At 64.4% G+C, this 13,270-nt stretch carries 10 protein-coding genes; 3 read left to right on the forward strand and 7 right to left on the reverse strand.

Translation table 11 applies throughout. The annotated features are described in order from the left end of the window. Complete coding sequence (locus ACRTG1_RS09615) at positions 1 to 1,389, forward strand: aldehyde dehydrogenase family protein (RefSeq protein WP_432516166.1); 1,389 nt, start codon at positions 1 to 3, stop codon at positions 1,387 to 1,389. Continuing rightward, complete coding sequence (locus ACRTG1_RS09620; RefSeq protein ID WP_206553775.1) at positions 1,386 to 2,531, forward strand: iron-containing alcohol dehydrogenase; 1,146 nt, start codon at positions 1,386 to 1,388, stop codon at positions 2,529 to 2,531. The genes ACRTG1_RS09615 and ACRTG1_RS09620 overlap by 4 nt, the downstream gene beginning before the upstream one ends. Positions 2,532 to 3,033: 502 nt before the next feature. Here the strand turns inward: ACRTG1_RS09620 and ACRTG1_RS09625 are convergent. The 7 genes from ACRTG1_RS09625 to ACRTG1_RS09655 all read right to left on the reverse strand — a co-directional run bounded on the left by ACRTG1_RS09625 (position 3,034) and on the right by ACRTG1_RS09655 (position 11,565). After that, the gene (locus tag ACRTG1_RS09625; protein ID WP_432516167.1) at positions 3,034 to 5,709 is read right to left on the reverse strand and encodes a GNAT family N-acetyltransferase; all 2,676 of its coding nucleotides are present in this window, start codon (positions 5,707 to 5,709) and stop codon (positions 3,034 to 3,036) included. A gap of 117 nt (positions 5,710 to 5,826) precedes the next feature. After that, positions 5,827 to 6,600 (reverse strand): ABC transporter ATP-binding protein, encoded by a 774-nt coding sequence (locus ACRTG1_RS09630; protein ID WP_206994742.1) that lies wholly within the window; start codon positions 6,598 to 6,600, stop codon positions 5,827 to 5,829. Further along, on the reverse strand, positions 6,593 to 7,390 hold the full coding sequence (locus ACRTG1_RS09635; RefSeq protein WP_432516168.1) for an ATP-binding cassette domain-containing protein: 798 nt from the start codon (positions 7,388 to 7,390) through the stop codon (positions 6,593 to 6,595). Before ACRTG1_RS09635 ends, ACRTG1_RS09630 begins: the two co-directional genes overlap by 8 nt. Beyond that, the gene (locus ACRTG1_RS09640; protein ID WP_432516169.1) at positions 7,387 to 8,220 is read right to left on the reverse strand and encodes an ABC transporter permease; all 834 of its coding nucleotides are present in this window, start codon (positions 8,218 to 8,220) and stop codon (positions 7,387 to 7,389) included. Before ACRTG1_RS09640 ends, ACRTG1_RS09635 begins: the two co-directional genes overlap by 4 nt. Next, positions 8,217 to 9,206 carry an ABC transporter permease gene (locus ACRTG1_RS09645; protein WP_432516170.1) on the reverse strand — a complete coding sequence of 330 codons (990 nt, stop codon included), beginning with the start codon at positions 9,204 to 9,206 and terminating at the stop codon, positions 8,217 to 8,219. Before ACRTG1_RS09645 ends, ACRTG1_RS09640 begins: the two co-directional genes overlap by 4 nt. 23 nt (positions 9,207 to 9,229) lie before the next feature. After that, entirely contained in the window at positions 9,230 to 10,840 is a 1,611-nt protein-coding gene (locus ACRTG1_RS09650) for an ABC transporter substrate-binding protein (protein ID WP_432516171.1), read from the reverse strand. A 143-nt stretch (positions 10,841 to 10,983) separates the two neighbouring features. After that, on the reverse strand, positions 10,984 to 11,565 hold the full coding sequence (locus ACRTG1_RS09655; protein ID WP_113156016.1) for a cupin domain-containing protein: 582 nt from the start codon (positions 11,563 to 11,565) through the stop codon (positions 10,984 to 10,986). A 293-nt stretch (positions 11,566 to 11,858) separates the two neighbouring features. Here ACRTG1_RS09655 and ACRTG1_RS09660 point away from each other — a divergent pair, with 293 nt between their 5' ends. After that, entirely contained in the window at positions 11,859 to 13,244 is a 1,386-nt protein-coding gene (locus ACRTG1_RS09660) for an aspartate aminotransferase family protein (protein WP_113153034.1), read from the forward strand. The last annotated feature ends 26 nt before the right edge of the window (positions 13,245 to 13,270 follow it).

A 13,270-nucleotide genomic window follows, 5' to 3' on the forward strand; every position in this document is an offset into this window, starting at 1 on the left:
ATGACCAAGACACTGCAATGCATTTCCCCCATCGACGGCTCGGTCTATGCCGAGCGCGCCGTGATGGACCCCGACATGGCTTCTGCCCTTCTGGCGCGCGCGCGCCAGGCGCAAAAGGCCTGGGCCGCGCGTCCCCTCGACGAACGCGTCGCGATGGTGAACGCCGGCGTCGCCCGCCTCAACGAGATGAAAGACGAGGTGGTGCCCGAGCTTGCCCACATGATGGGCCGCCCGGTGCGCTATGGCGGCGAGTTCGGCGGGATGAACGAGCGCTCCTCCTATATGGCCGGGGTCGCCGCACGCGGCCTCGCCCCCATCGTTCTGGAGGATTCAGAGAATTTCGACCGCCGCATCGAACGCGTACCCCACGGGCTGGTCGGCGTCATCGCGCCGTGGAACTATCCCTACATGACGGCCATGAACACCATCGTTCCCGCCCTCATCGCGGGCAATGCCGTCGCCGTCAAACACGCCACGCAGACGCTGCTGGTGGGTGAGCGCATCGTGCGCGCCTTCCATGAGGCGGGCATTCCCGAAGAGCTGTTCGTCAACCTCTTCCTCGACCATGCCGGAACGGAAAAACTGATCGGCGAACGCTCTTTCGACTTCATCAACTTCACAGGCTCCGTCGGCGGCGGGCGCGCCATCGAGCGGGCAGCTGCCGGCACCTTCACCGGGCTCGGGCTTGAACTCGGCGGCAAGGATCCCGCCTATGTGATGGACGATGCGGATATCGACTGGGCGGTCGATGGCCTGATGGACGGCGCGATGTTCAATGCCGGCCAGTGCTGCTGCGGCATTGAGCGCATCTATGTGGCCGAGCGGCATTTCGACAGTTTCGTCGAGAAATCCGCCGAATGGGTTGGCAAGCTGAAGCTCGGCAACCCCTTCGATGCAGAAACCACCATCGGCCCCATGGCCAACCGCCGGTTTGCAGCCGAAGTGCGCAGCCAGACCGAAGACGCGCTGGCGCAGGGCGCGAAAGCGCTGGTCGATCCGAAAAACTTCCCCGAGGATGATGGTGGCACCTATCTCATGCCGCAGATCCTTGTGAACGTGAACCACCAGATGCGGGTGATGCGCGAGGAGAGTTTTGGCCCGGTCGTCGGCATCATGCCGGTGAAGAACGACGCCGAAGCCCTCGACCTCATGAACGATTGCGAATTCGGCCTCACCGCCTCGCTCTGGACCGCCGATCCGGACCGTGCGGCGTCACTCGGAGCCGAAATCGACACGGGCACCGTGTTCATGAACCGCGCCGATTATCTCGATCCCGCCCTGTGCTGGACCGGCTGCAAGAACACCGGGCGCGGCGGCGCGCTGTCGGAAATCGGCTACCACAATCTGACCCGTCCGAAATCCTACCATCTGAGAAAGAAACAGGCATGAAGCTCGAAGGAAACTGGTCCTATCCCACCTCCGTGCGGTTCGGCGCGGGCCGCATCCGGGAACTGGCCGAGGCCTGCAAAGCGGCCGGCATCACGAGGCCGCTGCTCGTCACCGACCGGGGCCTCGCCGGCATGGAGATCACAAAGAATGCCCTCGGCATTCTGGAAGAAGCCGGCCTTGGCCGCGCGCTCTTCTCCGAGGTCGACCCCAATCCCAATGAGAAGAACCTCGAAGCCGGCATCAGGGCGTTCGTGGATGGCGGGCATGATGGCGTCGTCGCCTTTGGCGGCGGCTCGGGCCTTGATCTGGGCAAGCTGATCGCCTTCATGGCCGGTCAGACGCGGCCCGTGTGGGATTTCGAGGATATTGGCGACTGGTGGACCCGCGCCGACGCCTCGAAGATCGCCCCCAATGTGGCCGTGCCTACCACGGCAGGCACCGGCTCGGAAATGGGCCGCGCGGGCGTTCTCACCAATTCGCAGACCCATGTAAAGAAGATCATCTTCCATCCGAAAATTCTGCCCTCGGTGGTGATCTGCGATCCCGAACTGACCGTCGGCATGCCGAAGGCGATCACCGCGGGCACCGGCATGGACGCCTTTGCCCACTGTCTGGAAGCCTATTCATCGCCCTTCTATCACCCGATGAGCCAGGGCATTGCGCTGGAGGGGCTTCGGCTCGTGAAGGAAAACCTGCCGCGTGTCTATGAAAATGGCAGTGATCTGGAAGCCCGCGCGCACATGATGAGCGCTGCCGCCATGGGCGCGGTCGCCTTCCAGAAGGGGCTCGGCGCGATCCACGCGCTGTCGCATCCGGTCGGCGCGATCTACAACACCCATCACGGCACCACCAATGCCGTTGTCATGCCAGCGGTGCTGAAGCTCAATCGCCCGGAAATCGAGGACCGCATCGCCGCCGCTGCCGCTTATCTGAGCATTGCGGGCGGGTTCGACGGTTTCTTCGATTTCGTGATGCAGCTTCGGGCCGATCTCGGCATTCCCGACCGGCTGGGCGACATGGGCGTCGGCACGGATCGCATCGACGAGATGGTGGCGATGGCGCTGGAAGACCCCAGCGCCGGCGGCAACCCGGTCAAGATGACCGCCGCCAACACGAAAGCGCTGTTCGAAGCCTGCATCTGAGGTTCGGCGCACGCGCCTCTCATCCGCCTGCCGGCACCCTCTCCCCGTGAACGGGGAGAAGGTCAGCGCGGCAGTGACGGCGGCGCCATTTCACCGCTGCAGTGAAGGGCGCTAACAACAAAACTTCCTCCTTCTCCCCGCGCGCGGGGAGAAGGTGCCGGCAGGCGGATGAGGGGCCTGCGCCAACGCTACAAGTTTGCGCCCTCCATCCCGACCCCGCCCTTCGCCTTTCGGCAAGCTCAAGAAGCTCAGGATGAGGGCTGTGGTTGTGCTGGCCAACAGCAAACTATGCCGCGTATGTCTGGCCTCTCCCATAATCAGGAACTCTCCAGCAGATCCCAGCTGCCCCCCAGAAACGTCCTACCTTCGCCAATAACGAAGAGCGATACGGCTCACCCTTTGCTCACTGCCACTTCGACCGCGTTGCCTTGCCTTTCCCTCATCCTGAGCTTGTCGAAGGGCGAGGGAAAGGGCACGCACGACCACCGCCACCGCCGCCCGCCTAGAGCTTCAGCAACATGGTGACGATCCCCGCCTCGCCGCTGTCCTTCACCACGAAACCGAAATCGCGGCACATTTTGAGCATCTTGATGTTGTCGCTCAGGACAATGCCCTCGATGGCCCCGATGCCCTCTTCCTTGCCGTAATCGATGAGCTGCTTCAGAAGCGCAAAGCCAAGCCCGTGGCCCTGAAGATCGGTGCGCACCAGAAGACCGTATTCGGCGATCTCCTTGTCCGGATCAGAGGAAAGACGGCCAATGCCCGCCATCTCGCCATCCTCCTCGCGCAGCGCGATGAAGGCCATGTCGCGCTCGTAATCGAGCTGGCTCAGCCGCTCCAGCATCTCGTCCGGGAAATGCTTGCGCGGGGCAAGGAAACGGAACCTGATGTCTTCGGGCGAAACGCGTGCGAGAAAATCAGGGAAAAGCGCCACATCCGCCGGCTTGATGGGGCGTAAATGATAGTGATGCCCCTCCAGGTTCACATCCTTTTCCCACCCGTCCGGATAGGGCCGGATGGCAAGGTCGGGGTTCGGTCCCCTGCGGTTGATCTCCGCCGGCTCGATCTCGATGCGCGCATCGAGCGCCACCACGCCGTCGGCATCGGCCAGCAGCGGGTTGATGTCCATGCCCTTGATGCAGGGAAAGTCGACGATCATCTGCGACACCGCGTTGAGCGCGCCGGCAATCGCCTCGCGGTCTGCGGGGGCGCGGTCGCGATAGCCGGCGAGCAGCTTGCCGATGCGCGTCGAGGCCATCAGGTCGCCGGCCAGCACATCGTCGAGCGGCGGCAGCGCGATTGCCGTGTCCTCCATCACCTCGACAGCCGTGCCGCCCGCGCCGAACAGCACGACCGGCCCGAAAATCGGGTCCTGGCTGACACCGAGGATCAGCTCGTGGGCATGCTTGCGCTCCACCATGGGCTGAACGACGAACCCTTCGAGTTCCTCGCGCGTGCCGGCATCCTCCAGCCGCTTGATGATGTTTTCGGCAGCCTTTTCAGCAGCCTCTCGCGTTTTCAGGCCCAGCACCACGCCGCCGACATCGGATTTGTGCGTGATGGTCTTGGAGAGAAGCTTGACGACCACCTTCTCGAATTTCGCGAAAAGCCGCGCGGCCGCCTCGCCCACATCCTGCGGCGTCTCCACGATCAGCGTCTCCGGCACGCGAATGCCGTAGGCCGCAATGGCCGCCTTGGCCTCCGGTTCCGTCAGCATGCGCCGGCCTTCGGCAGCCACTTTTTCGAGAATGGCGCGCAGGCCCTCACGGTCGCCCTGCACATCCTCGCTGCGGCTCGAAGGCACACGGGTCAGCGCCTTTTGCGCCCGCGACCACTCGCCGAGATAAGACAGCGCCGCCGTGGCGCTGGACGGTGTGCTGAAATTGGCAATGCCGGATTCCTGCAAAATGCGCCGTCCCTCGCGCGCGGTCTCCTCACCCAGCCAGCAGGTGATCAGCGGCTTGCCGTTGATCTTGCCTCGGTCGGCAAGGGCCGCAACCGCACGGGCGGCATCGGAGGGCGAGGCAAGCCCCGTCGGGCAGTTGAAGACGAGAACGGCGTCCGTGTCTGCATCATCGGCGACCGCCAGAACCGCCTCGCTGTAACGCTCCGGCGGCGCATCACCGATAATGTCGGCGGGGTTCGAATGCGACCAGTTGGGCGGCAGCGCCCGGTCCATGCGGGCAATCGTTTCGGGCGAGAACTCGGCCATCGTGCCGCCCAGATCGTTGAGCCGGTCGACCGCCAGAACACCCGCGCCGCCGCCATTGCTGACAATGCCCACCTGCGCGCGCTGCAACGGGCGAAAGCGCGCCAGAACCTCGGCTGCGTCGAACAGTTCGCCCAGATCCAGAACCCGCAGAATGCCGGCGCGGCGCAGCGCCGCCTCGACCACGCGGTCCGCGCCTGAAAGCGCGCCGGTGTGGGTTGCCGCCGCCTGCGCCGCCTGCGCATGGCGCCCCGCCTTGATGGCGATCACCGGCTTCAGCCGTGCGGCCGCGCGCGCAGCCGTCATGAATTTGCGCGGGCTCGGGATCGTCTCGAGATACATGAGAATGCCGCGCGTGCGGCCGTCGCCCGCAAGCATTTCCAGATAGTCGCCCACATCCACGTCGGCCATGTCGCCCAGCGACACGATGTGCGAGAAGCCCACACCCTCCGCCGCAGCCCAGTCGACCAGCGATGTGGCGATCGCGCCCGACTGCGACAGGAGCGCCAGCCCACCGGGCTTTGCCTGCATATGCGCGAAACTGGCGTTGAAATTCATCGGCGGCACCATCAGCCCCACCGTGTTCGGCCCGATGATGCGGAAGAGATAGGGCCGCGCCGCGTCGAGCATGGCCTGCCGCAGACCGTTCTCACGCGTCAGCCCGGCGGTGATGACAACCGCCGCACGCGTTCCCTTTTCGCCAAGCTCGGTGATGATGCCGGGCACGGCTTCCGGCGGCGTCACGATCACGGCGATGTCGGGCACACCGGGAATGTCTGCCGCGCTCCTGTAACAGGGGCGGCCGTCGATCTCGCTGTATTTCGGATTGACCGCCCAGACCTCGCCGGCAAACCCGCCTTCCTTCAGGTTCTGCATCACGATGTGGCCGACAGCGCCGGGCCTGCCCGATGCGCCGATCACGGCCACGGAGCGCGGGCGGGCGGCGAATTCGAGATTGCGGATCGTCATGGGCGATGACTCCGGGTTTTTCAGTGCGGAAATTTTCAGGGTCACTATAGCGGCATCCGGCAACGGAAATGCAACCCGCCACGGGCGGTTCCCCTCAGCCTATTTCGGTCAAATGCCCTAACGCACAAGCCGTGGTGCGGCGGCCACGAGCGCCCGGCCCGCCTGCGACTGCGGATCTGCAATAATCTGCGGTGTCGCTCCCGTTTCGACAATGCGGCCTGCCTCCATGATCGCCACCCGATGCGCGATGAGACGCACGACCGCCAGATCATGCGCGATGAAGAGGTAGGAGAGACCGTCGCTTTTCTGCAAATCAGCGATGAGTTCGAGAATATGGCCGCGCACCGACTGGTCGAGCGCGGAGACAGGCTCGTCGAACACGATCAGCGCGGGGCGCGCCGCCAGCGCACGGGCGATGGCGACCCGCTGGCGCTCGCCGCCCGACACTTCGTGAACGCCGCGCGCGGCATAGCCTGCGGGAAGCCCGACCCGCTCCAGCAGTGCGCCCACCCGCACCGGGCGCGCCGCACGATCCGCAAGGCCATGGATGCGCAACGGATCCGCCAGCACACCGCCGATGGTCGCGCGCGGATTGAAGGCCGCAAGCGGATCCTGAAACACCATCTGGATCGCGCGGCGGCGCGTGCGTAGCGCCCGCCCGCGAAGCTCAAGCCAGTCCTCGCCGAGAAGCCGCACCGCTCCCGCATCGGCCGGCAAAAGCCTGAGCAGCACCCGCGCGAGCGTCGACTTGCCGCTGCCCGACGCGCCCACCAGCCCCAGCGTCTCGCCCGGAGCAAGCGTCAGGCTGACATCATCAAGTGCGGTCACCCTGCGCCCCCGGCTGGTGAAGGTCTTGCAGAGGTTCTGCGCAACGAGAAGCGGCTCAGACATCGGCCACCCCGTCGATCAGGCGCGGTGTTGAAAAGTCGATCTGCGCGGCAAGAAGCCGCTTCGTACAGGCGTGCGCCGGCTGTGCGAGAACCGCCTGCGCCGCACCCTTTTCCACCAGCTGCGCCCGTTGAAACACGGCAATGTCGTCGGCAAAGCCGGAGGCGAGCGCAATGTCATGCGTGATGAAAACCAGCGTCATGCCCGCCTCGCGCACCAGTTCGTCGAGCAGCGCCACGATCTCGGCCTGCACCACCATGTCGAGCGCGCTTGTGGGCTCGTCGGCGATCAGCAGCCCCGGCCGCGCCGCAATGGCGGCGGCAATGGCGATGCGCTGGCGCTGCCCGCCGGAAAACTGATGCGGATAGGCACGAAGCGCAGCCTGCGGATCTGGAATGCGCACCCGCTCAAGCAGGGTCAGCGCATGCGACCGCGCCGCGCGCCAGTCGAGCCCCAGATGACGCACCGCGCCTTCCGCCACCTGTTCGCCAATGGTCAGAACGGGGTTGAGGCTGCCGCCGGGATCCTGAAACACCATGCCGACATCGCGCCCCGCAACCGGCGGTTTCGCAAGGCCGGGCCAGCGGACAGCGCCTTCAATCCACGCCTGCGGCGGCAGCAGCCCGGCGAGCGCCAGCGCCAGCGTGCTCTTGCCCGATCCGCTCTCGCCGATCACCGCCAGCCGGCGGCCTTTCGCAATATCGAGATCGACGTCACGAAGCGCGAAGCTTCGCGCTTCCTCACGCAAGTAGGAAACGGAAAGGCCCCGGATTTCGGCCAGCGGCGCGCTCATCCGCGCGCCTCACGGCCCGCCATCGCATCCGCAAGCCCCTCGCCCAGAAGATAGACGCCGAGCACGGTGGCCACGAGGCCCAACCCCGGCACGATGGAAAGGTGCGGCGCGGTGCGCAGCACATTGCGCCCTTCGGCGATCATTGAGCCCCAGGTCACCACATTGGGATCGCCAAGCCCGAGAAACGAAAGTGCGGCCTCCACCAGAACCGCCGTGGCGACAATCACCGCCGTCAGCGCCAGAACCGGCGGCAGCGCATTGGGCAGGACTTCGCGCAAAGCAATCTCGGCCGGATGCATGCCGATCACCCGCGCCGCCGCCACATAGTCGCGCTCGCGGATCGACAGGACTTCCGCCCGCACCAGCCGCGCCGGCCCGGTCCACGCGCCAAGGGCAATGGCGAAAATGATCACCGGAAGCGACGCCCCGGTGACGCTGACAAAAGCCAGCGCCAGAAGAAAGCCCGGCACGATCTGAAACGCATCGACCACCCGCATCAGCGCCTCGTCCACCAGCCCGCCGGCAAGCCCGGCAACCGTGCCGACAAGCGCCCCGGCGGCAAGTGCGACCAGCGCCGTGGCGAGCCCGACCAGAAGCGATGTCTGCGCGCCATGCATCAGGCCCGCAGCCACATCCCGGCCCAACCGGTCCGTGCCAAGCGGAAGCGCCGGATCGGTGAAAGGCGCGGTCATCGGTCGCCCGACAATCGTCAGCGGATCGCCCGGAAAAAGAAGCGGCGCAGCAAGCGCCATGGCGGCAAGCAGCACCAGAAGACAAAGCCCCGCCACCCCTTCGGGCGAGTGCAGGAGACGCCCTGCAACGCGGTTCACGACGACGCCTCCCCGCTGCCCACGCGCGGGTCGAGAGCCGCATAGGCAATGTCCACCAGAAGATTGACGACGATCACGAGCACCGCACTGACGATGATGATGCCGGTCAAAAGCGGCGCATCGCGGCCTGAAACCGCTTCATGCGCAAGCCGCCCGAAACCCGGAATGGCGAACACGCTTTCCACCACCACACTGCCGCCCAGCATGGCCGCCACCTGCAGGCCAAGCATGGTGACCAACGGCAGAAGCGCATTGCGCGCCACGTGGCGCAGCACGATGCGCCGCCGCGCCAACCCCTTGGCGCGCGCAAAAAGCACAAAATCCTGCCGCCAGGCTTCCGCCATGCCGGTTCGCATCATGCGCAGAAAAAGAGCCAGGTAAATGAAGCCGAGCGCGGAAACCGGCAGCACCAGATGCCAGGCGATGTCGGCCACGCGCGCCAGTCCGGTTTTGCCGGAAGCGATGGTTTCGATGCCGGCCGTGGGAAACCAGCGCAGATCGACCGCAAACACCAGAACCAGAACAAGGCCAAGCCAGAAGCTCGGAACCGCGTAAAGCGCCAGGGACCCGATGGAAAGCGCCCGGTCCGTCAGGCTTCCCGGCCGCGCGCCGGCAACAATGCCCAGAAACGAGCCAAGCGAGAAGGCAAGCGCCGTCGCCGCCCCCATGAGCCAGAGCGTGTTGGGCAACCGCTCCGCGATCAGATCGAGAACCGGCCGCTCGAACGTCACCGACCAGCCGAGATCGAACCGCAGCAAGGCCCCGACATAAAGCGTCAGACGTTTCAACAGCGATTGATCAAGCCCGTAGCTCTGGCGAAGCTCCGCCACGAGGCCCGCATCGCCGCCGCCCAGTGAAAGCAGATAGGCGTCCACCGCATCGCCGGGTGCTGCTTCCAGAAGCAGAAACGTGCCCACAATGACGATCAGCAGCACCGGGATGCTGCTGACGATACGCCGCCGCGTCAAAGTCAGGGCCCGGTGCATGCCAGTGCGTGTTCCTTGCGTTCTCAGGAAGCGAGTGCAGTATCAGTCCAGCTCGAAACCGGCCAGCGCGGATTGTTGCCCACATTGAGAACGGTGTCACTGGCAACCGTGGTAAAGCCCCACTCGGCCACATTGATCAGCGGCAGGTCTTCCACCACGATGCGCTGGAAATCGTTGTAGAGCGCGGTGCGCGCTTCCGTATCAATGGTCTCGGCCGCCTGATCGATGATCGTGTCGAGCTCGGCATTGGCATAACCACCCTGATTGGAAAACGGCACGCCGTCAGGAATGCCCGACTGCACGAGGATGGTGGTCGAGATGGCCGGATCGCCGCGGAACACGGGCGAGCCAACGGCAATGTCGAAATCATGATCCGTGTAGACGGCCTTCAGATGCGCCGGCGTGTCGTTGTTCACCAGCGTCACGTCGATGCCCACCTTGCCAAGCGCCTGACGCAGATAGTCGCCGAACTGGCGCGTTTCGCTGAAGAAGGGCGCGGGCAGGAGGCGCAGCGAAAAGCGCTTGCCATCCTCGCCACGCGGATAGCCCGCCTCGTCGAGCAGCCTGTTCGCCCGCTCGATGTCGAAGGAGTAGGGTTTCACATCGGGATTGTAGAATTGCGGCGCGTTCTGCGGCACCGGGCCGGTGGCCGCCTGCGCATAGCCAAGAAACACCGTATCGACCACGAAATCCCGGTCGATGGCGTGCGAGATGGCCTGCCGCACCTTCTGGTCGGCGAGGATCTCGTTGCGATGGTTGATCTCCACCACAAGCTGATAGGTCAGCGCCTCATAGCCTTCCGTCACCACTTTCAGCCCCGGCACGCTGGCGATGCGTTCCAGATCCACCAGCGGCACCTGCGAGAAGGCGGCAAGCTGGATTTCGCCGGCCTCCAGCGCCGAAGCCGCCGCCGCCCGGTCGGGCAGAACGCGGAAGATGATCTCGTCCAGCTTCGGCAGCCCCTCGCCCCAATAGGCGTCATTGCGGGTAAGGCGGTAATATTCGCCGGGCCTGTGCTCGGCGAATTTGAACGGCCCCGTTCCCACCGGTGCCTTGTTGGCCGGGTTGGTGGCAATGTCCGTGCCCTCATAGAGATGCTTTGGCAAAACGCTCGTCACCACCGGCAGCGCATTGCGAATGAGCTGGATCGGCGTGGGTGCGGAAAAGCGGAAAATGGCGGTGTGCGCATCGGGCGTTTCCACCGTGTCGAGATTGGCGAACACAACGCGGCCAAGATTTTGCAGCGGCTTCCAGACCTCCATCGCGGAGAAGGCCACATCCGCAGAGGTGAACGGCTCGCCATCGTGCCAGGTCACGCCCTCGCGCAGTTTGAAGGTGATGGAAAGCCCGTCTTCTGAGCCTTCCCAGCTTTTGGCCAGGCGTGGCGCAAGTCCGCCCTCGCCATCCATCATGGCTTCGGCCAGCGGCTCGATGACCTTGCTGGCGATGAAAAACACCCCATTCGACGCGACAATTGCCGGGTTCAGCGTGCGCGGCTCGGAATCAGCCGCCACAACCAGCCGCCCGCCGCGTGGCGTGTCTTCTGCCCATGCCATGCGCAGCGGCCAGCCGGCCGCCGCCAGCGCCCCCGCGCCAAGAAGAAGATTGCGTCTCGAGATCAAAAGACCGGCCATCGGAAACCCTCGTTTTACGAGCCAACCATTTCCGGGCGGATCAGGTTCCCCGAAAACGTCATGCGCGAAGTTTAGAAGCAGCGCCTTGCACGAACAGGGCCATGAATGCGTTGCGTTGGTCCAGCCTGTTGAAGATGATCGCCTCAGAGATAAGGCGGCGTGCAGGCGGAAACGACGATGGTGCGCGTGTCGGACAGATTTTGGAAACGGTGCGGCTGGCGGCTGTCGAACAGATAGGCTTCGCCGGCCTTCAGAATGCGCATCTCATCCCCCACGGTGAGGGCGAGCTCACCCTCCACCACATAGCCGCCCTCGCTTGAGGCGTGCTGCAGCATGGTCTCGCCCGTGTCCGCCCCCGGCTCATAGACCTCGTGCAGGATCTGGAGATTGTGCAGGCGCGCATCGCCGATCTGCCGCAGGACCAGAAGCCCGCTCTCCGGCGCGCCCGCATTGATCGCCACACGCGACGTCAGGTCGATCAGCTCATCCCTGCCGAAAAAGGGACCGGGATTGTCCTCCCGCTCCGGCTCGAAGAAATCCGCCATGCTGACGCCCATTCCCCCAAGCACCTTGCGCAGGGTGGAGATGGACGGGCTGATCTTGTTCTTCTCGATGTTGGAAATCTGTGCATGGGGCACGCCCGCCTGCTCGGCGAGCTGCCGCTGCGAGAGATTGCCGGCCGTACGCATGGCCTTCAGACGGGAGCCAATGTCGAAATCGTCCATAAATCCTTCGCCGCAACCTTTGCCCGTTCTGGTTTCCATCATCGCGCTCGCAGGGCCAAAACCGCGCAAACGCCTTTTCACACGCTCAAGATATTAGCCTCGAAGCGATTTCACAATGCGCAGATGCGCATAATTTTCAGTGCCTTCGAAGTCGCACCGAGAATGATCGCTCAAAATATTGAACAGAGAATTGCCTAGCTGCAAAATGAGTGCTACCGCTAGAAAAAGAGGAGAGAGGCGATGAGACAGCCTCATCCCGCAACAATACCTTCATTTCGACGCAGGACAAGCCGATGACCGACAAGCCAAATTCCCCAGAAGCGCGCGATATCGCCTATCACCTGCACCCCTATACGAACGCCAAGAAACACCTGCAGGACGGCCCGCTGATCATCGACCGCGGTGAAGGCGTGTTCGTCTACGACAACAATGGCAAGCAGTATATCGAGGGCATGGCCGGCCTGTGGAGCGTCGCGCTCGGCTTCAACGAGAAGCGCCTTGTGAAGGCCGCGACCGAGCAGATGGAAAAGCTGCCCTACTACCACACCTTCACGCACAAATCGCACGGGCCGGTGATCGAGCTTTCCGAAAAGCTGATCGGCATGGCCCCGGTGCCGATGAGCAAGGCGTTCTTCACCAATTCCGGCTCGGAAGCCATCGACACGGCGCTGAAGCTGATCTGGTACCGCTCCAACGCGCTTGGAAAGCCGGAAAAGAAGAAGATCATCGTCCGCAACCGCGCCTATCACGGCGTGACCATCGCCGGCGCATGCCTGACCAGCCTGCCGGCAAACCACAAATCCTTCGACCTGATCGTGCCGAACGTGCTGCGCATGACCGCGCCGCATTACTGGCGCGAGGCAATGCCGGGCGAGAGCGAAGAAGAATTCGCAACCCGCCTCGCCAGGGAACTGGAAGACACGATCCTGGCTGAAGGCCCGGAAACGATTGCCGCCTTCTTCGGCGAGCCGGTGCAGGGCGCCGGCGGCGTGGTCGTCCCGCCGGCCACCTACTGGGAAAAGGTACAGGCCGTTCTGAACAAGTACGACATCCTGCTGGTCGCCGACGAAGTGATCTGCGGCTTCGGCCGCACGGGCACCATGTTCGGCTCCACCACCTATGACATCAAGCCGGACATCATGGTCATGTCCAAGCAGCTTTCGTCGTCCTACCTGCCGGCCTCGGCCCTGATGATCAACGACCGGGTGTTCGAGCCGATCATGGAAGAAAGCGGCCGCATCGGCACGCTCGGCCATGGCTACACGGCAAGCGGCCATCCGGTTGTCGCAGCCGTTGCGCTTGAAAACCTCAAGATCATCGAGGAGCGCGATCTGGTGGGCAATGCCGCACGCATGGGCGAACGCCTGCGCAACGGCCTTGCCGCGCTGGCCGATCATCCGCTGGTTGGCGAAGTGCGCGGCGTCGGCCTCATCGCCGCCGTCGAGCTCGTCACCGACAAGGCAAACAAGACGGCGCTCGAAACGCCCGGCGCGCTTGGCGCACTGGTCAACGCGCATCTCCAGGAAGCCGGCCTCATCAGCCGCGCCATGGCCGATGCCGTCGCCTTCTGCCCGCCGCTCATCATTACCGAGGGCGAGGTCGACGACCTGCTCGCCCGCTTCAAGACCGGCCTCGACAAGGCGCTCGCCGAACTGCCCAGGGAGGCAATGCCGGCATAACGGGCACCGCCAGCACATAATCGGAA

The sequence above is a fragment of the Nitratireductor sp. PBL-C9 genome (assembly GCF_050877045.1).
GTDB lineage: Bacteria > Pseudomonadota > Alphaproteobacteria > Rhizobiales > Rhizobiaceae > Nitratireductor > Nitratireductor aquimarinus.